Below are 18745 nucleotides of genomic sequence, written 5' to 3'. Positions count from 1 at the left end.
AGAGATGAAAAACGACAACTCCGTCAAGGCGGTGCGCGGCAGCTTCTTTGACATCACCCGGGTGGTGAGCCAGCCCGAGGAGATAGAGCCCAATGCCCGCCTCATTGAAGACGGCCTGCTGATCATCCGCAACGGCTGCATCGACTGGTTCGGCCAGTGGGAAGAGGGCCGTGATCGCATCCCGGCCCAGGTACGGGTGCGGGATTATCGCGGCAAGATGATAGTGCCGGGCTTTGTCGACACCCACATCCACTACCCGCAAAGCGAGATGGTGGGGGCCTATGGTGAGCAGCTGCTGGAGTGGCTCAACCGCCACACCTTCCCGGCCGAGCGGCGTTACAACGATCTCGAGTACGCCCGCGAGATGTCCACCTTCTTCATCAAGCAGCTGCTGCGAAACGGCACCACCACGGCGCTGGTGTTCGGCACCGTCCACCCCGAATCGGTGGATGCCCTGTTCGAGGCGGCCAGTCGCATCAACATGCGGATGATCGCCGGCAAGGTGATGATGGATCGCAACGCGCCCGACTATCTGCTGGATACCGCCGAGAGCAGCTATGAGCAGAGCAAGGCGCTCATCGAGCGCTGGCACGGCAACGGCCGCTTGCTCTACGCCATCACGCCGCGCTTTGCCCCCACCTCGACCCCGGCGCAGCTGGCGATGGCGAGACGACTGCGCGAAGAGTACCCGACCACCTATCTGCACACCCACCTGTGCGAGAACAAGGACGAGATAGCCTGGGTCAAATCCCTCTTCCCAGAGCATCAGGGCTATCTCGACGTCTATCACCAGCATGGGCTCACCGGCCACAACTGCGTGTTTGCCCACTGCGTCCATCTGGAAGAGCAGGAGTGGGACTGCCTGAAGGAGACCGGCTCCACCATCGCGTTTTGTCCCACCTCCAATCTGTATCTGGGCAGTGGGCTGTTCAAGCTGCACAAGGCGTGGCACAAGCAGGTGAAGGTGGGGATGGGCACCGACATCGGCGCTGGCACCACCTTCAACATGCTGCAGACCCTCAACGAGGCCTACAAGGTGATGCAGTTGCAGGGGGAGCGCCTCTCGGCCTATCAGGCCTTCTACCTGGCGACCCTGGGCGGAGCCCATGCGCTCGGGCTGGACGAGCAGATCGGCAGCTTCGAGGTGGGCAAGGAGGCGGATTTCGTGGTGCTCGACCCGGTCGCCACCCCGCTGCAGCAGCTGCGTTATGACAACTCCACCACCCTGCGCGACAAGCTGTTCGTGCTGCTGACCCTGGGGGATGACAGATCCATCTACCGCACCTACGTGGATGGTCAGCTGGTGCACGAGCGGGGCTGATCCGCTTTTCACAGGAGAGGGGCGGGCATGCTCGCCCCGGGAACACGGCAGCAGGGACCAGCGTGGTGCCTGCGCCGCACGACAGGCGGGGCGCTTGCCCCGCCACAGCAGGTGAAATGGCCCGGTTTTTTTAGACGGCAAGTCAAACGTTTGCCTTGTCTGCCAACCCCATGATGCCGGCGACCGTGGCAGCAGAGATCCACGGCACCGACCGCCATTTCGTCACGACACATTCAGGGATGCAGGAAGGAGTCGGCCATGAGCCAGACAAACAGGATAAACGAGATGGACGGGGCAGTTGCGGACAAGGGGGCGGCGGCGGGACAGCCCGCCGGCGGCGCGCTCGATCGCTACTTCATGATCAGCGAGCGGGGCAGCAACGTGCGCCAGGAGGTGCTGGCGGGGCTCACCACCTTCCTCGCCATGGTCTATTCGGTGATCGTGGTGCCCAGCATGCTCGGCAAGGCGGGCTTTCCCCCCGGCGCCGTGTTCGTGGCCACCTGTCTGGTGGCGGGCTTTGGTTCGCTGTTGATGGGGCTCTGGGCCAAGCTGCCGATGGCCATCGGCTGCGCCATCTCGCTTACCGCCTTTACCGCCTTCAGCCTGGTGCTGGGGCAGCAGATCTCCATCCCGGTGGCGCTCGGCGCCGTCTTTCTGATGGGGGTGCTGTTTACCGCCATCTCGGTGACCGGGGTGCGCAGCTGGATCCTCGACAACCTGCCGATGGGGATCGCCCACGGCACCGGCATTGGCATCGGACTCTTCCTGCTGCTGATCGCCGCCAACGGGGTGGGGCTGGTGATCAAGAACCCGCTGGAGGGGCTGCCGGTGGCGCTGGGGGCCTTTACCTCCATGCCGGTCATCATGTCTCTAATCGGGCTGGCGGTCATCGTCGGGCTGGAGAAGCTCAAGGTGCCGGGCGGGATCCTGCTGGTGATCATCGCCATCTCCATTTTCGGCCTCGTCTTCGATCCGGCGGTCAAGTACCAGGGGCTGTTCGCCATGCCGAGCCTCGCCGACGAGCAGGGCAAGTCCCTCATCTTCAGCCTGGACATCATGGGGGCGCTCTCACCGCTGGTGCTGCCAAGCGTGCTGGCACTGGTGATGACGGCGGTGTTTGATGCCACCGGCACCATTCGCGCCGTGGCGGGGCAGGCCAACCTGCTGGACAAGGATGGCCACATCATCAACAGCGGCAAGGCGCTCAGCGCCGACTCCATCAGCAGCATCTTCTCCGGTCTGGTGGGGGCTGCGCCTGCCGCCGTCTACATCGAATCGGCGGCGGGCACGGCGGCAGGCGGCAAGACCGGCCTCACCGCCACCGTGGTAGGGGTCTTGTTCCTGTTGATGCTGTTCCTCTCGCCGCTCTCCTACCTGGTGCCGGCCTATGCCACCGCGCCGGCGCTGATGTACGTGGGGCTGCTGATGCTGAGCAACGTCGCCAGACTCGACTTCGATGACTTCGTCGGGGCCATGTCCGGCCTGCTGTGCGCCGTCTTCATCGTGCTCACCTGCAACATCGTCACCGGCATCATGCTGGGCTTCAGCGCCCTGGTGATCGGCCGCATCTGCTCGAAGGAGTGGCGCAAGCTCAACGTCGGCACCGTCATCATCGCCCTGGCGTTGGTGCTCTTCTACGCTGGCGGCTGGGCCATCTAGTCCGCATCGCGTCCTTCTTTATCGCGGGGCCAGCCTCTCTTGGCAGGCCCCGCCCTTTAAACCGAACTCATACCATTTTGATAACGGGGCTTACCAGATTGATAACGCCGCCTGTCCACTGGCGCTGCCGAGACCTTCATGGGCTGCTGCTGCGGGGCTGGTCACGGCCATGACGGAGCGCCTGATGGGCGCCGGATGGGATCTTCTTCACACTTCTTCCCTTTGCTCGCCGCCTTTGCCCCCCGGTTGGCCCGACGTGCCGGAAACGGGCGCATATCTTGCTGTTTTTTATACCGGTTCTGATTTTTCTGCCTGACAAAGGACTTGCATATGTCCATAGGATTACCGCTCAAGCGGGTGGATGCCGAGGCCAAGGTGACCGGCAGCGCCCGCTATACCGACGACAACATCATGCTCGGCATGCGCCACGCCAAATACGTGCGAAGCCATATCGCCCACGGCAAGGTGCTCACCATCGATGCCAGCGAAGCGCTGGCCCTGCACGGGGTCGAAGCCGTGTTCACCCACGAGGATGTGCCCACTACCTGTTTTCGCACCGCCGGTCACGCCTGGTCCCTCGATGAGACCAAGCGGGACGTGAAAGACCGGCGCCTGCTCACCGACCATGTGCGTCACTTTGGCGATGGCGTCGCCATCGTGGTGGCTCGCGATCCGCTGGTGGCCGAGAAGGCCGCCGCCCTGGTCAAGGTGACCTACGAGCCGCTGCCGGTGATGACGGATGCGGCCAGCGCCCTGGCCGAGGGGGCCTATCCCATCCACCCAACCGGCAACCTGCTGCGTCAGAGCCAGATCCGGGCGGGGGAACCGGAGCAGGCCATCGCCGCCGCGGATCTGCAGTTCAAGGGGCACTACCAGACGCCGGTGGTGCAGCACTGCCATCTGGAGACGGTAACCTGTTACGCCTACATGGATCAGCCGGACCACATCATCGTCGTCACCAGCACCCAGATCCCCCAGATTGTGCGCAGTAGGGTGGCCAAGTCCCTCGGCCTGCCCTGGTCCAGCGTGCGGGTGATCAAGCCCTACATGGGCGGCGGTTTTGGCAACAAGCAGGATGTGCTGGAAGAACCGATGGCGGCGTTTTTGAGTTATAAGCTCGGCGGCGTGCCGGTCAAGGTGACCTTGAGCCGGGAGGAGTGCTTCTTTGCTTCTCGTACCCGCCACGGCTTTGCCATCGACGGCACCCTTGGCATCAGCCGGGATGGCACCCTCAAGGGGTATCAGCTGGACGTGCTCTCCAACACCGGCGGCTATGCCTCTCATGGCCACTCCATCGCCAGCGCGGGCGCCAACAAGATAAGCTACCTCTATCCGCGCAGCGCCTTTGGCTACGACGCCAAAACCTTCTACAGCAATTTGCCCACCGCCGGTGCCATGCGCGGTTACGGCGCGCCCCAGGTGGTGTTTGCCCTCGAATGCATGCTGGATGACGCCTGCGCCGAGCTGGGTCTGGATCCGCTTGTGGTGCGCATCGCCAACGTGGCCCGCGAGGGGGACGTCAATCAGGTCAACCAGAAGACCATCTACAGCGCGGGCTTGCCCGAGTGTCTGCGCCGGGGCGGCGAGCAGTTCCAGTGGGAGCGGCTCAAGGCGGAATGTCTGGCACAGGATCCGGCGAGCCGGGTGCGCCGTGGCATCGGGGTAGCGTGTTTCAGTTACGGCTCCAACACCTACCCGGTGGGGGTCGAAATTGCCGGCGCCCGCATGCTGCTCAATCAGGATGGCACCGTCAATCTGCAGATCGGCGCCACCGAGATAGGGCAGGGGTCGGACACCGTTTTTGCCCAGATGGCGGCCCAGACCTTAGGCATTCCGTTTGAGCAGATCCGGGTCATTTCGACTCAGGATACCGACATTACCGCCTACGATCCGGGCTCATTCGCCTCGCGCCAGAGCTATGTGGCGGCCCCCGCCATCCATCAGGCGGCGCTGCAGCTGCGGGCCCGCATCCTCTCGCTGGCGGCCCAGCTCTGCCATCAGGATGTGGGGTCGCTCACCCTGATCGATGGCTACGTGGTGCTGGCGGGTGCACCGGACAAGGTGCTCATCAGCGTCGCCGAGGTATCGGTCAACGCCTATTACCACCTCACCATCGGCGGCCAGATCACCTCGGAAGTCTCCCACAAAACCACCACCAACCCGCCGAGCTTTGGCTGCACCTTTGTCGATCTCAGCGTCGACATCGATCTCTGCAAGGTGACCATCAATCGCATCCTCAACTTGCACGATGCCGGCAAGATCCTCAACCCGCAGCTGGCGGAGGGGCAGGTGCACGGTGGCATGGGGATGGGGATCGGCTGGTCGCTGTTCGAGGAGATGATCATCGACGCCAAGACCGGCGTGGTGCGCAACCCCAACCTGCTCGACTACAAGTTCCCCACCATGCTGGATTTGCCCGAGCTCGAGTGCGACTTTGTGCAGACCTACGAGCCCCAGTCGGTCTATGGCCACAAATCCCTGGGGGAGCCGCCCATCATCTCGCCGGGCCCGGCGATCCGTAATGCCATTCGCATGGCGACCGGCGTCGCCATCAACGAGCTGCCCATCACCCCCAAGACCCTGTTCCGGGAGTTTGTCGCGGCGGGTCTGATTGGCGAGGGAGCAGGGGAGGAGCAACACCATGTTTGATATTGCCCGTTACTACAAGGCCCACAGCGTGGCCGAGGCGGTCGCCCTGCGCCAGGCCGACCCCGAGGCGCGCCTGCTGGCCGGTGGCACCGATGTGATGATCCAGCTCCATCACCTCAACGCCGCCTATCGCCATATCGTCGATATTCACGACTTGCCCGAACTCAAGGGGGTGAGTGAGCTGGCCGACGGCGCTATTCGCATCGGCTCTGGCACCACCTTTACCGAGCTCATCGAAAACGAACTGGTGCAGGGCCGCCTGCCGATTCTGGCGGAAGCGGCGGCCACTATCGCAGGGCCGCAGATCCGCAACGTCGCCACCTATGGCGGCAACATCTGCAACGGCGCCACCAGTGCCGACTCGGCGGCGCCGACCGTGGCGCTGGAAGCCGAGCTGGAAATCGCTGGCCCCGATGGCACGCGCCGCATCCCCATCGCCGGCTTTCACACCGGCCCGGGCAAGGTGGCGCTGCAACCGGCGGAGATCCTGGTGGCGTTTCACTTTGCCCCGGACGTGCACCCGCATGCGGGCTCCCACTACTTCAAGTACGCCATGCGGGGCGCCATGGACATCGCCACCATCGGCTGCGCCGCCTACTGCCAGATTGAGGATGGTCACTTCAAGCGCCTGCGGCTGGCCTACGGGGTGGCGGCCCCGACGCCGGTGCGCACCCCTCACGCGGAAGCTGCAGCCGAGGGGCAACCGCTGACTCGCGCCACACTGGCAGCGATTGCCGAGGCGGTGGTGGCCGACGTGGCGCCGCGCTCCTCCTGGCGGGCAGAAAAAGAGTTTCGCCTGCACCTGATCAAAACCCTGGCGCAGCGGGTGATCACCTGCGCCGTCGAACGTGCCGGAGGCAAGATCCTATGATGCAACCGCAAAGCTGTCCCGCTGTGGAGATCCAGTGCGAGATCAACGGCAAGCCTTACTCCTATGCGGTGTCGCCCACCATGTCGCTGCTTCACTTCCTGCGCGGGCAGGGGCTGATCAGCGTGAAAGAGGGGTGCAGTGTCGGTGAGTGCGGCGCCTGTACCGTGCGGGTGGATGGCACGGCCATCGACAGCTGCCTCTATCTGGCGGTGTGGGCCGATGGCAAATCCATTCGCACCGTGGAGGGGGAGCGCAGAGGCAACGAGCTCTCCGACGTGCAGCAGGCCTTTATCGACGAGGGGGCTGTGCAGTGCGGCTTTTGCACGCCGGGCCTCGTGATGGCGAGCGCTGCCCTGCTCGACAAGACAGATCGCCGCCCCTTGACCGAGGCGGAGATCCGCCGCGGCCTGTCGGGGAATCTGTGCCGCTGCACCGGTTATCAGAACGTGGTACGGGCGGTGAAGAAGTGCTGCAAGGGGTGATGGGTTAGCCCCTCGGTTAGCCTCGCAAACCGTCGTTCGGCAGCGAGGTGACAACGCCTGAAATAGGCCGAGAGGTTATTTTCACCCCGCCGCTCAAGCGCGCATCCCGTTATTTCGGGCGGGCAATGGAGGGCGCCTATCCCGTGTCGCCCATCTGCACGCCTGAATAATAAATAGGCTGCTGCGTGTGGCAGCCGGTGGGTGGCAAGCGACTGTTTTTACGCGATATGTCAGCTTGTGTCGCCATCTTGTGCGCCGCCTTTGCCTATTGGCGACAGCAAATACCGGCGGGCGGGAAATAACGGAAAATAATGGCAAGGGGTCTGAAAAAAGCCCCCTTTTTTGTCACGTGGCCGCAACATTTTTCTGTAATTGTTAGCCAGCTCGCGGTGACCCTTAGCTGAAACAGGCAGAGTAGGCGCCATGGTCGGCGAAGGCCACCATGATGCGCAATCAGGGTTGTAATCAGGTGCTGCGGCCCGCTTGGCGGGGCGCAAAACATAACATCAAAAAGAAAAAGGAAACTGGCATGTCAGGAAGACACTCTCTGGTAGCGCTGGCCGTCGGGCTGGCGCTGGCGGGACCGGCACAGGCACAGGCACAGCTGCTCATCAGCGAATACCTGGAAGGCTCGGGCAACAACAAGGCGGTGGAGCTGAGCAACCTCGGCAGCGACCTCGTCGATCTCTCCCAATACCGGTTGGCGCTCTACGCCAACGGCAAACCCATCAGCGAATCACCCACCAACAGCCTGGCGCTGCAAGGCACGCTGGCCCCGGGCGCCACCCTGGTGCTGGCCAACCCCTCCGCCAGCAGCGAGATCCTGGCCAAGGCCAACCGCACCAGCGGCAACCTGGTGTTCAACGGTGACGACGCCCTGGTGCTCTATCGCGGCAGCGAGATAGTGGACAGCTTCGGCCAGGTGGGGGTGGATCCGGGCACGGCCTGGGTGTCGGGCAACGTCTCGACCCTGGACATGACCCTGCGCCGCAAGGCCACCGTCACCACGGGCCGGACTGATGCAACCGCCCCCTTCGATCCGGCGCAGGAATATGTGGCCGCCCCGAAAGATGACGCCAGTGGCCTGGGTTGCAGCGGCGATGGCCCCTGCGATGGCACCCAGCCGCCCGCCTTCGTCTGCCCGGTGGACAGCCTGGTGCCGGTGCCCGCCATTCAGGGCCCCGGCACCAGCAGCCCGCTGGTGCCGGCCGGCAAGTTCGAATCGGAACAGGCATACGCCACCCGCGGCGTGGTAACCCAGGTAGTCAGTGGCCTCTACAAGGGCTTCTTCATTCAGGACGAGCAGGGGGATGGCGATCCGGCCACCTCCGACGGCCTCTTCGTCTACAGCACCAAGGCCAATGCTGCCATCGTGCCGGGGGCCGAGGTGTGCGTCTCGGGCAAGGTGAAGGAGTATTTCAACCAGACCCAGCTCAACGCCGACGAGCTGGTGGTGACCCGGCTGCTGGGGGCCATCCCGGCTGCGGTGGATCTGCTGCCGGTGGCGGGCGAGAGCCTGAGCCAGCTGCTGGAGCGTCACGAGGGGATGCAGGTACGGCTGGTGCCGGGCTCCAGCCTGGTGGTGACCCGCAACTTCAGCTTCGATTACGACGGCAAGCGCAACAACCTGGTGCTGGCCTATGGCGCGCCGCTCATCAAGTCGACCCAGAAATTTGCCGCCATGAGCCAGGAGGCGAGCAACTGGGCCCTGCGCAACCAGCAGAACCAGCTGGTGGTGGAGACCGATGCCAAGGCGCCGGATGGCGTGCTGCCCTGGTTCCCCGGCTTCAACGCCGAGGACGGTTACCTGCGCATCGGCGACAAGCTCAACGGGCTGGAGGGGGCACTCGGTTACTCCTACAACCTGTTCCGACTGGTGGCCAGCAACCGCATCGATGCCAGCCAGATAGATCACAGCGGCTGGGATCGGGTGGAAACGCCGGAACTTGCCGAGGCGGGGGATCTGCGGGTGGCCAGCTTCAACGTGCTCAACTTCTTCACCACTGTGGTGGGCGGGGATGCCAACCCCACCGGCAGCAACCGGGGCGCCCCGACGGTGGCGGAGTTCGAGCTGCAGCGCACCAAGATCGTCAGCGCCATCACCCGCCTCAATGCCGACGTGGTGGGGCTGATGGAGATCGAGAACAACGGCTACGGTGACAACTCCGCCATCGCCAACCTGGTGGCGGCCCTCAACGCCGCCCAGCCGGATGAGGCGGATCACTACCGCTGGATTGCCTCGCCGGATGGCAAGCCCATCGGGACCGACGCCATCACGGTGGGGCTCATCTACCGGCCCGCCAAGGTGACCCCGGAGGGGGCCGCCAGCCTCATCGCGCTGCCGGTGCAGCAGGCCGAGGCGGTGGATGCCAGCGGCAAGCCGGTGACCATCAACCAGGGGATGCGCGAGTCGCTGGTACAGCGCTTCAGCTCGCCCAAGGGGGATGCACCGCTGACCCTGGTGGTCAACCACCTCAAGTCCAAGGGCTCCGCCTGCTTCGAGGATTACCCCGACTATGCCACTGCCGATCCGCTGGATGGCCAGGGCCACTGCAATGCGCTGCGGGTCTCCGCCGCCAAGGTGCTGGGGGAGCACCTCAAGGATCTGGCCGGGGATCTGCTGCTGATCGGCGACATGAACGCCTACGGCATGGAGGATCCCATCCGGGTGCTGACCGACTATGATCCGGCCGCCCAATCGCGCCAGATCATGAGCGCCTCCTTCACCACTCTGGCGGGCCAGCCCTTCGAGGAGAGCGGCAGCGCCCTTGGCAAGGGGTATGGCCTTATCAACCTCAACACCCGCTTCCACGGCACCGACACCTACTCCTACAGCTATGAAGGGGAGCTCGGCAACCTGGATCACGCCCTGGCAAACCCGAGCCTCGCGGCCAAGGTGATCGGCATCGAGGATTGGCACATCAACTCCGCCGAGAGCAACTTCTTCGAGTACGGCAGCAAGTACAGCGGCCAGCTGGCGAAATCCGAAGGGCCTTTCAGCGCCTCGGATCACGATCCCGTGCTGGTGGCCATCCAGTATCCGCTGCCGCCCGCCGGGGTATTGAGCCTCGAGAGCGCCGCTGCCAACGTGGAGGAGGGCAACACCCTGTCCCTGAGCGTGGTGCGCCGCGACGGCAGCTATGGGGAGGCCAGCGTCAGCTACCGCGTTGCCTACGGCAGCGCCGATGCCAACGACGTGGCGCCGCTCACCGGCACCTTGCACTGGGCCGCCGGACAGAGCGACAGCCAGACCATCAGCATCCCGGTGAAGAGCGACACCCTGCGCGAAGGGGACGAGACCTTTACCCTGGAGCTGTTTGACCCGAGTGGCGCGACCCTGGGCGAGCAGCACCAGACCCTGGTGACCATCAAGGACAAGCTGGCGCCGTCCACCATCTCGCTGGCGCGCGCCAGCATGACGGTGAACGAGGGGCAGTGGTTTGCCGAGATCCCGCTGGTGCGCAGCGGCGATCTGAGCAAGCCGGCCCGGGCCCGGGTGGCCCTTGACGGGGTCACTGCGCGCTGGGGGCTGGATTTCCTGCCCTGGTTCGGTCAATCGGTGAGCTGGGCCGCAGGCGAGGGGGGCAGCAAGTCGGTCAAGGTGCTGATCATCGATGACTGGTTCGTCGAGCCGACCGAGCAGTTCAAGGTGAGCCTGGCTGCATTGCAAGGTGGCCAGCCGGGTAACCTGCAGGAGACCCGGGTCGACATTCTGGACAACGACAAGTCCTGGTGGCCCTTCGGTCGCCACTGAGGATGACTTCTCAATATGAAAAGGGGCCTGCGGGCCCCTTTCTGTTGTCAGTCATCTTGCTGTTGTCAGCCGGGAGCGCCGAAAATAGCGAGGCCCATCACCAGGATGGGCCTCTGAGCTGGACACGCTGACGGGATCAGCTGCCGCTCTGGGAGCCGTCGATCACCAGCTTGCCATCCTTGACCGGGATGGTGGCGCCGGGGGCCTTGTTCATGCGGATCACCCCTTCCTGACCGGCGAGACGGTAGGTGACGTCATAGCCCAGGGTGCGGGTGCTGCTCTCCTGCACCATCTTGCAGCGTTGCTCGGTGGTGGTGTAGGTATCACCGGCCTGCATGTTGCCCTGTACCTGGTTGCCGGCATAGCCACCCGCCACGGCGCCTGCGGCGGTCGCCACCTTCTTGCCGTTGCCGCCGCCAAACTGGTTGCCGAGCACCCCGCCCAGTGCCGCACCGACCACGGTACCCAGGATCTTGTGCTCGTCCTGCACCGGTTTGCGGTGGGTCACGGTGACGTTGCGACACTCCTGACGGGGGGTCTTGATGGTCTCGGTCACCGCTTTGCTGGCCAGCACTTCGGCGAACTGAGGCTGTGATGAAAACAGGGATCCGCTGGCGGCGGCTGACAAGGCCAGCGCAGAGGCCACACCGATCCCGACTCCTGCCAACATGGATTTGTTCATTTTCTCTTCTCCTCAAATGCATCACGGGATGCGTCTCTTGCTTGCGGTCATCTTGGCACAAGGGCAAGGAGGCACAAGGCAAAGCCGGTGCGGGCACGACAGCCCCTGACTGCACCGAAAAGAGCCTCGTCAAAAAGGTGTCGGGCTTTGGCGACAAGGGGCGGGGGGAAGGCAGCAAAAGCGATCTGCGAGTGGCATTTTGCGATTCAGCTGGGCCTGTTTTCCCATTTTGCGCCAATCTGCTGCCACCGCCGGCTGGCGCAGTGGTAAACAAGGAGGGACTCGTCGTCAACAAGGGCCAGTCAGGGTGCGCCAACCGCTTGATAAATCATTGTTGCCAGGATGGCTGGCGGCCGATAACAGATCACGGCAAGCATTATGCTTGCTCTGTTGGCAGAGAGGGTCTATCGCGCGCCTCTGGCGGCCCGCACCGATGTGAGCCGGCAGGCGCCACCCGCAGTCAGGCCAGTTCGGCTGCGGTCATCCGGTCAGCAAGGGGGTTCATATGTCGATGCTGCCAAGATGGATACAACCGGCCGTGCAGGCCGGCATCATCACCCGGGAACAAGCCCAGCGGTTGCTGGACTCCCTCTATCAACCCCTCTGTGAGACGGCGCAGGAGCTGCCCGCCGACCTTGCCGACATCAGCCTCAAGCTCTTCTGTTTTCGCCAGCAGCACAGGGTGCGTCACTAGTTTTCTCAGAGCTGCACCCTGGATAAGGCATGACCCCCGCCGGGGCGGGGGCCATGTGCCCTAGATCAGCATCACCTGCGCCACCAGCATCAGGGCGCCGAAACCCAGCACGAAGCCCACCATGGGCAGCACGAACCTGACCCACTGGTTGAACTGGATGCCGAGCATCTGCAGGGTGACCAGCACCAGCCCGGTGGGGGCCAGGAACAGCATGGCGTATTGTCCCCAGTTGTAGGCCGACACCACGATGTAGCGCGGGATCATCACGGTATCGGCGAGCGGCGCCATGATGGGCATGGAGAGCACCGCCAGCCCCGAGGAGGAGGGCACCACCAGCCCCAGCAGGGTGAACACCAGCATCTGGGCCACCGCAAACACGGCGCCGTGCATGCCGGCCACCAGACTGGAGGCATAGGCCAGGATGGTGTCCGAGATCATCCCCTGATCCAGCACCAGGTTGACCCCCCGCGCCAGCCCGATGATGAGCGAGACGGCCACCAGTTCGGACGCCCCCTGGGTGAAGGCCTCGACCGCCTCTTTCTCCTTGAGACCGGAGATGAAGATGATGACGATGGCGACGGCAAGGAAGGAGGCCGCCATCTGCGGGAACCACCAGCCAGCCATGGAGACGCCCCATACCATCAGGGGGAAGGCGAGGATGAACAGGGTCAGGATGATCTTGCGGCGCAGGGTGAAGGGGACCCCTTCATCGAGGGAGCCCTCTTTCAGGAAGCGGGCCCGGAAGCTCTCTCTGTCTTCATAGGTGTAGGAGAAAGCGGGGTTGGCCTTGATCTTCTTGCAGTACCAGTAGAGATAACCGATCACCACCAGGGTGCCCACCAGACAGCCGACGGCGCGAACGCTCAGCCCCTCGGTAAAGGGGATGCCGGCGGCGTTGGAGGCGATCACCACCGAAAAGGGGTTGATGGTGGAAAAGGTGGTACCCATGGAGGCGGCAAGGAAGATCGCCCCCACGCAGACGATGGCGTCATAGCCGAGCGCCAGAAAGATGGGCACCAGGATGGGATAGAAGGCGACCGCCTCCTCCTCCAGTCCGCAGGTGGTGCCCCCCAGCGCCATCACAAAGCAGACCAGCGCCACAAACAAAAACTCGTTGCCGCGGGTCTTGCGCGACAGCGCTACCAGCCCCGCATTGAAGGCGCCGGTCTTGTTGATGACGCCGATCAGTCCCCCCAGCACCAGGATGAAGACGATGATGTCGGCCCCCTCTATGGTGCCCTTGACCATGCTCACCGCCACATCGGAGAGTTCCTTCGGCGCCTGGGCCAGCCGCTCATAAGTGCCGGGGATGGCGATGGGCTTGCGGATGGTGCCGTTGACGAACTGCTCCACCCCGATATTGATGTCGAGTCTGGTCAGCTCATCCTGAGTGGCGGGCACTCGCCGGGTTTCCCCTTGCGGCGTGTTGATGGTCAGCATATGGCTAGCGGCATTATAAGAGAGCTTGGCATAGGCGCCCGCCGGAATTATCCAGGTGAGGGCGATGGCCAACAACATGATCAAAAACAAAATAGTAAACGCGGTGGGAAATTGTCTGCGGGTCTTGGTATTCGGCTCGGCACACATAAAATGCTCCTCGATAAAGCAGGTTCGGGCTCGGCGGAATATCGGGTCGATAGGGTTCCTTCGTCATGCAGCGGGCGTGCGCAAACTCACTGGTTGTGGCGCATCGTATGGCGAGAAATCTGGCCTGATATTGAACATCCGGTAGATTATTTCACCAAGAAACCATAACCCGCCGAGGGGAAGCATGAACAGCACTGCGGGCCTGCTTTATGGAAGCCGTCACAAAATATATTTAATGAGAAATCTGTCATTAATTTATTGGCAATAAATCGATGTACTTGCTTATGCCATAAATATCCAGGCGGCGGTTTTTATAAATATATCGATATTGATAAACCTGCAACCTGATATGCCCAGCTTGCATGCCAACATCAGCATATTCATTATTTGCCGGGTTTTATGCCGAGGATATTGGCCGTCGATATTTGTCGCTGAAAAAAAAAGCCACCAGCATGCAGCTCGGTCAGATTAGCGGCGCCAGCACGGCGCCTCTAAGACGTTTTGCTAATACCTGCGACTATCACCTCGCGCTAGGCTGTGATCCCCGATACGAGCACCCTCTGGCAGGACGCCAGACGATGGTTGCCGGCGCTCCCGGGAGCGCACCGCTTTTGCTACCTGCGAGGAAGGAACCCGATGACAGAGCAGAACATCTATCAGCGCGATCTGGAAAAAAATCCTGCCAATTACCAGGCGCTGACCCCCATCAGCTTTCTGGGACGGGCCGCCCGGGTCTACCCCGACTATCCGGCGCTGATCCACGGCCCCCTGCGCCAGAGCTGGGCCCAGACCGAGCGACGCTGTCGCCAGCTGGCCTCGGCTTTGCGGCTGTGCGGTATCGGTGAGGGGGATACCGTTTCCATCGTCGCCCCCAATACCCCGGCCATGTTCGAGGCCCACTTCGGGGTGCCCATGAGCGGCGCCGTGCTCAACACCATCAACACCCGGCTCGATGCCGAGTCGATGGCCTTTATCTTCCAGCATGCCCAGAGCAAGGTGGTGCTGGTAGACAGGGAATTCGGCGCCGTGGTGCGCAAGGCACTGGCATTGATTGAACACTCGCCGCTGCTCATCGCCATCGACGATTCCCTCTACCGGGAGGGGGAGCTGGTCGGCGACCTCGACTATGAGGCGTTTCTTGCAGAGGGGAATGGGGATGAGCCCGGCTGGCTGCCGCAAGATGAGTGGCAGGCGATTTCCCTCAACTACACCTCCGGCACCACCGGCAACCCCAAGGGGGTGGTCTATCACCATCGCGGCGCCCACCTCAATGCGGTCAACAACGTGCTCTCCTGGGAGCTGCCCAAGCACAGCGTCTATCTCTGGACTCTGCCGATGTTTCACTGCAACGGCTGGTGCTTCCCCTGGACCCTGGCGGCGACGGCCGGGGTGAGCGTCTGCCTGCGCCATGTGCAGGCGGCCGCCATCTATGAGGCGCTGCACGAGCACAAGGTGACCCATTTTTGCGCCGCCCCCATCGTACTCAACATGCTCAACAACGCCGATCCGGCCCTCAAACGCGGGCTCGACCACCCCATCAAGGCGATGACGGCAGGGGCGGCGCCCCCCGCCACCGTGATCGCCGGCATGGAGGCGATGGGGATCGCCGTGACCCACGTCTACGGCCTCACCGAAACCTATGGCCCCTGCGTGCTGTGCGAACAGCAAAGAAGCTGGCAGGGGCAGGATGCCACCACGCTGTCGCGTCTCAAGGCGCGCCAGGGGGTAGCCTCACCCCTGCAGGGGGAGATGCGGGTCATCAATCCGGTCAGCGGCGAGCCGGTCCCCCGGGATGGCAAGACCATGGGCGAAATCGTGCTGCGCGGCAATGTGGTGATGAAGGGCTATCTCAAGAACCCCTCCGCCAGCGCCGAGGCGATGGCGGAGGGGTGGTTTCGCAGCGGCGATCTGGCGGTGTGGCACCCGGACGGTTACGTGGAGATCAAGGACAGATCCAAGGACATCATCATCTCCGGCGGGGAGAACATCTCCAGTCTGGAGGTGGAGGACGTGCTCTATCGCCATCCCGATGTGGACGAGGTGGCGGTGATCGCCATGCCGGACGAGAAGTGGGGGGAGGTGCCCTGCGCCTTCGTCAAGCTCAAGGAGGGGCGTGAACTCACCCAGGCCGAGCTGATTGCGTTTTGCCGCGAGCAGATGGCCCACTTCAAGGCCCCCAAGCGCATCATCTTCACTCCCCTGCCAAAGACCTCCACCGGCAAGGTGCAGAAATTTATGCTGCGCCAGCAGCTGGGGTGACTCTGGCGAGGACGCCACGCTATCAACGGGCCTGCGGGCCCGTTTTGCTTTGCGAGATGCAGGAAGCAAGGCCTCGCCGGTAGCGGTTGCCAGCCAACAATACGTGCCTTTCGAGCCCGTCCCGGCTTACCATGGCCGGCATGTCCCGCCAGCCTGAGGATGCCCGTGAGAAAATCGGATCGACTGTTTCAATTGACCAACCTGCTGCGGGTCCATCAGCCCTTGACCGCCCGCGAGCTGGCGATGCGGTTGTGTGTCTCGGAGCGCACTATCTACCGCTATATGGATGACCTCTCTTTGGCTGGCATTCCCGTTTATGGTGAAGCCGGGCTGGGCTATCGGCTGAGCGAGGGGTTTGAGATGGCCCCATTGCAGTTGAGCGCAGCCGAGCTGGAGGCCCTCATCACCGGGGTGAACCTGGTGGCGGTACTGACCGGCAAGGGGATGGCCGATCCGGCCCGCTCCCTGCTCGCCAAGATAGAGGCCGCACTGCCGGCACAGGGCATTCAGGCGGACCGCGACCCCGTGGTGCGGGTGCCGGACTATCGCACGGCGCATCCGGTATACGCCCGCTGGGATCAGTTGCACGAGGCCATCACCGCCGGCCGCTGGCTGGAAATCGGTTACCAGGATGCCAGAGCCAGCAAGACGGGCCGCCACATCTATCCCCTCGGACTCTTTTACTGGGGCGGATGCTGGACGCTCGGCGCTTGGTGTGCGCTGCGTCAGGCCTATCGAGATTTCAGGGTGGATCGCATCGATACCCTGGCACAGTGCCGTTCGGGAGAAGGGGCACCTCTTGGCGTGACCCTGGCCGATTACCTCGCCCTGCGGCAGTCGGACGAGTTCACCCATGCGCGCAGTGGTGCCGAGACGACAATTCAGAACTGATACAAGGCTGTCAGTAGCCCTTCGTTATGCTGTTTCCTCCAGATTATCCACAACGGAGAAAACAAGATGATCATCAAGGGCAACATGCAAGGGGTAGGGGGCGTCGAGTTTGCCACTTTCAGGCTCAAGGAGGGGGTGCGGAGGCGGATCTGCTCGCCTTGGCACACAGGGTCGAGTCCGAGTTTCTTGTACAGCAATCCGAGCTCATTGTGCACTGCCTGCTGCGTGGCACCGACGGCCTCTATGCTGACCTGGTGATGGCCCCCAGCCAGTCACTGGTCGAAACCTATTGCCAGCAGTGGCTGCACAATGCCGTGGCAGGGGAGTACCTGACTCTGCTGGATCATGACTCGGTGAACATGAGTTTCTGGACCCGCATCGGCTGAAAGAGGCGTACAACCTGCCGGCTCCGTGCCGGTGGTGACCATAAAATGAAACGGGCCCATCAGGGCCCGTTTGTGCTTCACCGGTTGGTTATCACTTGGTGTGGCGCTCATACAGCCGCTGCACCACATCCTTCAACGCCAGCCCTTCGTTTTGCAGCAGCACGGTGAGGTGATAGAGCAGGTCAGCGGATTCGTTGATGAGCTCCTCCCTGTCTTTCGCCATCGCGGCCAGCGCCACTTCGACACCCTCTTCACCCACCTTCTGGGCGATGCGCTTGGTGCCCTTGGCATAGAGGCTGGCGGTGTAACTGGTGGCCGGATCCGCGCCTTTGCGGGCTGCCAGGATCTGCTCGAGCTCAGCCAGGAAGCCGAGCGGCGGCACGGGGTGGCCGTCGAAGCAGGATGGGTTGCCCAGATGGCAGGTGGGGCCGACGGGGTTGGCGGAGATCAGCAGGGAGTCCTGATCGCAGTCGGTGGTGATGGCGACCAGCTGGAGCATATGGCCCGAGCTCTCCCCCTTGGTCCAGAGGCGCTGCTTGCTGCGGCTGAAGAAGGTGACCTGACCGGTCGCCAGGGTTTTATCCAGTGCTTCGCGGGTCATGAAACCCTGCATCAGCACTTCGCCGCTGGCGGCATGCTGGACGATGGCGGGGATCATGCCGTCACATTTTGCCCAGTCCAGGCGTTCGGCGAGCGACTGCTCGTTGTTTACTGCTTGATTATTCACGGATGGCGACTCCTTCGGTTTTCAGCCAGCGTTTCAGTTCGGGAATGGGGATAAGGCCCTTGTGGAACACGGAGGCGGCCAGCGCCCCGTCCACGTCGGCGAGGGTTAAGGCATCGCGAAAGTGCTCCATAGCACCAGCGCCGCCGGAGGCGATGAGCGGCACCTTGCAGACGGCCCGCACCAGCTTGAGCTGCTCGAGATCATAGCCCTGGCGCATGCCATCCTGATTCATCACGTTCAGCACGATTTCACCGGCGCCACGTTTTTGCGCCTCCTGTACCCAATCGAGAGTGTGCCAGGCGGTGGTGCGGGTACGGCTCTCGTCGCCGGTAAACTGTTTGACCTGATAGTGACCGCTCTGCGCATCAAAATAGGAGTCGATGCCCACCACCACGCACTGCACGCCGAAGCGCTCGGCCAGTCGGGTGATGAGGGTTGGATCGGCCAGTGCCGGCGAGTTGATGGAGACCTTGTCGGCCCCGAATTCCAGGATCTGGCGGGCATCCTCCACGCTCTTGATGCCGCCGGCAACGCAGAAGGGGATGTCGATGACTTCGGCCACCCGGCTCACCCAGCTCTTGTCCACCACCCGCTCATCGCTCGAGGCGGTGATATCGTAGAACACCAGCTCGTCGGCCCCTTCGCTGGCGTAGCGGCGGGCCAGCTCGACGATGCCGCCCATCACCTCGTGATTACGAAACTGCACTCCCTTGACCACCACGCCATCTTTGACGTCGAGGCAGGGGATAATACGCTTTGACAACATGCTCGTTGCTCCATGTA

The 18745-nt window shown here is 63.1% G+C and carries 13 protein-coding genes and 1 pseudogene; 10 read left to right on the top strand and 4 right to left on the bottom strand.

Features of this window, described 5'->3' with window-relative positions:
• Positions 1–4: 4 nt before the first annotated feature.
• From guaD to E5E96_RS18865, 6 genes are all read left to right on the top strand, one after another.
• A complete protein-coding gene (gene guaD, locus E5E96_RS18890) occupies positions 5–1321 on the top strand; it encodes a guanine deaminase (protein WP_171282836.1) in 1317 nt (438 codons plus the stop codon).
• A gap of 285 nt (positions 1322–1606) precedes the next feature.
• Positions 1607–2980 (top strand): NCS2 family permease, encoded by a 1374-nt coding sequence (locus E5E96_RS18885; RefSeq protein ID WP_171283255.1) that lies wholly within the window; start codon positions 1607–1609, stop codon positions 2978–2980.
• A 330-nt stretch (positions 2981–3310) separates the two neighbouring features.
• The gene (gene xdhA / locus E5E96_RS18880) at positions 3311–5629 is read left to right on the top strand and encodes a xanthine dehydrogenase molybdenum-binding subunit XdhA (protein WP_171282835.1); all 2319 of its coding nucleotides are present in this window, start codon (positions 3311–3313) and stop codon (positions 5627–5629) included.
• Positions 5622–6500 carry a xanthine dehydrogenase FAD-binding subunit XdhB gene (gene xdhB / locus E5E96_RS18875; protein ID WP_171282834.1) on the top strand — a complete coding sequence of 293 codons (879 nt, stop codon included), beginning with the start codon at positions 5622–5624 and terminating at the stop codon, positions 6498–6500. Before xdhA ends, xdhB begins: the two co-directional genes overlap by 8 nt.
• On the top strand, positions 6497–6982 hold the full coding sequence (gene xdhC / locus E5E96_RS18870; protein WP_171282833.1) for a xanthine dehydrogenase iron sulfur-binding subunit XdhC: 486 nt from the start codon (positions 6497–6499) through the stop codon (positions 6980–6982). Before xdhB ends, xdhC begins: the two co-directional genes overlap by 4 nt.
• A gap of 529 nt (positions 6983–7511) precedes the next feature.
• On the top strand, positions 7512–10736 hold the full coding sequence (locus E5E96_RS18865) for an ExeM/NucH family extracellular endonuclease (protein WP_253264662.1): 3225 nt from the start codon (positions 7512–7514) through the stop codon (positions 10734–10736).
• 136 nt (positions 10737–10872) lie between these two features.
• Here E5E96_RS18865 and E5E96_RS18860 read toward each other — a convergent pair whose 3' ends face one another.
• A complete protein-coding gene (locus tag E5E96_RS18860) occupies positions 10873–11418 on the bottom strand; it encodes a glycine zipper 2TM domain-containing protein (RefSeq protein ID WP_171282832.1) in 546 nt (181 codons plus the stop codon).
• A gap of 505 nt (positions 11419–11923) precedes the next feature.
• Here E5E96_RS18860 and E5E96_RS18855 point away from each other — a divergent pair.
• On the top strand, positions 11924–12112 hold the full coding sequence (locus E5E96_RS18855; protein WP_017764436.1) for a hypothetical protein: 189 nt from the start codon (positions 11924–11926) through the stop codon (positions 12110–12112).
• A 60-nt stretch (positions 12113–12172) separates the two neighbouring features.
• On the opposite strand, the gene E5E96_RS18850 is transcribed toward E5E96_RS18855, so the two are convergent.
• Positions 12173–13699, bottom strand: coding sequence for a YfcC family protein (locus tag E5E96_RS18850; RefSeq protein ID WP_171282831.1), 1527 nt, complete (start codon positions 13697–13699; stop codon positions 12173–12175).
• 636 nt (positions 13700–14335) lie between these two features.
• Here E5E96_RS18850 and E5E96_RS18845 point away from each other — a divergent pair.
• The 3 genes and pseudogenes from E5E96_RS18845 (at position 14336) to E5E96_RS18835 (ending at position 17235) form a co-directional block, all read left to right on the top strand.
• On the top strand, positions 14336–15958 hold the full coding sequence (locus E5E96_RS18845) for an acyl-CoA synthetase (RefSeq protein WP_171282830.1): 1623 nt from the start codon (positions 14336–14338) through the stop codon (positions 15956–15958).
• A 192-nt stretch (positions 15959–16150) separates the two neighbouring features.
• The gene (locus E5E96_RS18840) at positions 16151–16849 is read left to right on the top strand and encodes a YafY family protein (RefSeq protein ID WP_171283254.1); all 699 of its coding nucleotides are present in this window, start codon (positions 16151–16153) and stop codon (positions 16847–16849) included.
• 66 nt (positions 16850–16915) lie between these two features.
• Positions 16916–17235 (top strand): annotated as a pseudogene (locus tag E5E96_RS18835) (hypothetical protein).
• A 91-nt stretch (positions 17236–17326) separates the two neighbouring features.
• Here E5E96_RS18835 and hisIE read toward each other — a convergent pair.
• On the bottom strand, positions 17327–17962 hold the full coding sequence (hisIE, locus tag E5E96_RS18830) for a bifunctional phosphoribosyl-AMP cyclohydrolase/phosphoribosyl-ATP diphosphatase HisIE (RefSeq protein ID WP_171282829.1): 636 nt from the start codon (positions 17960–17962) through the stop codon (positions 17327–17329).
• A complete protein-coding gene (gene hisF / locus E5E96_RS18825; RefSeq protein WP_171282828.1) occupies positions 17955–18728 on the bottom strand; it encodes an imidazole glycerol phosphate synthase subunit HisF in 774 nt (257 codons plus the stop codon). The genes hisIE and hisF overlap by 8 nt, the downstream gene beginning before the upstream one ends.
• Between the last annotated feature and the right edge of the window lie 17 nt (positions 18729–18745).

Origin of the sequence: Aeromonas sp. 1805 (assembly GCF_013085525.1) — a bacterium.
Lineage (GTDB): Bacteria > Pseudomonadota > Gammaproteobacteria > Enterobacterales > Aeromonadaceae > Aeromonas > Aeromonas hydrophila.
Note: the sequence above shows the minus strand (reverse complement) of the source record. Positions and strands in the feature narration are given on the sequence as shown.

Coding starts and splice junctions, on each gene's coding strand:
- guaD (WP_171282836.1), top strand. CDS start 5: ATGAAAAACGACAACTCCGTCAAGGCGGTGCGCGGCAGCTTCTTTGAC.
- E5E96_RS18885 (WP_171283255.1), top strand. CDS start 1,607: ATGGACGGGGCAGTTGCGGACAAGGGGGCGGCGGCGGGACAGCCCGCC.
- xdhA (WP_171282835.1), top strand. CDS start 3,311: ATGTCCATAGGATTACCGCTCAAGCGGGTGGATGCCGAGGCCAAGGTG.
- xdhB (WP_171282834.1), top strand. CDS start 5,622: ATGTTTGATATTGCCCGTTACTACAAGGCCCACAGCGTGGCCGAGGCG.
- xdhC (WP_171282833.1), top strand. CDS start 6,497: ATGATGCAACCGCAAAGCTGTCCCGCTGTGGAGATCCAGTGCGAGATC.
- E5E96_RS18865 (WP_253264662.1), top strand. CDS start 7,512: ATGTCAGGAAGACACTCTCTGGTAGCGCTGGCCGTCGGGCTGGCGCTG.
- E5E96_RS18860 (WP_171282832.1), bottom strand. CDS start 11,418: ATGAACAAATCCATGTTGGCAGGAGTCGGGATCGGTGTGGCCTCTGCG.
- E5E96_RS18855 (WP_017764436.1), top strand. CDS start 11,924: ATGTCGATGCTGCCAAGATGGATACAACCGGCCGTGCAGGCCGGCATC.
- E5E96_RS18850 (WP_171282831.1), bottom strand. CDS start 13,699: ATGTGTGCCGAGCCGAATACCAAGACCCGCAGACAATTTCCCACCGCG.
- E5E96_RS18845 (WP_171282830.1), top strand. CDS start 14,336: ATGACAGAGCAGAACATCTATCAGCGCGATCTGGAAAAAAATCCTGCC.
- hisF (WP_171282828.1), bottom strand. CDS start 18,728: ATGTTGTCAAAGCGTATTATCCCCTGCCTCGACGTCAAAGATGGCGTG.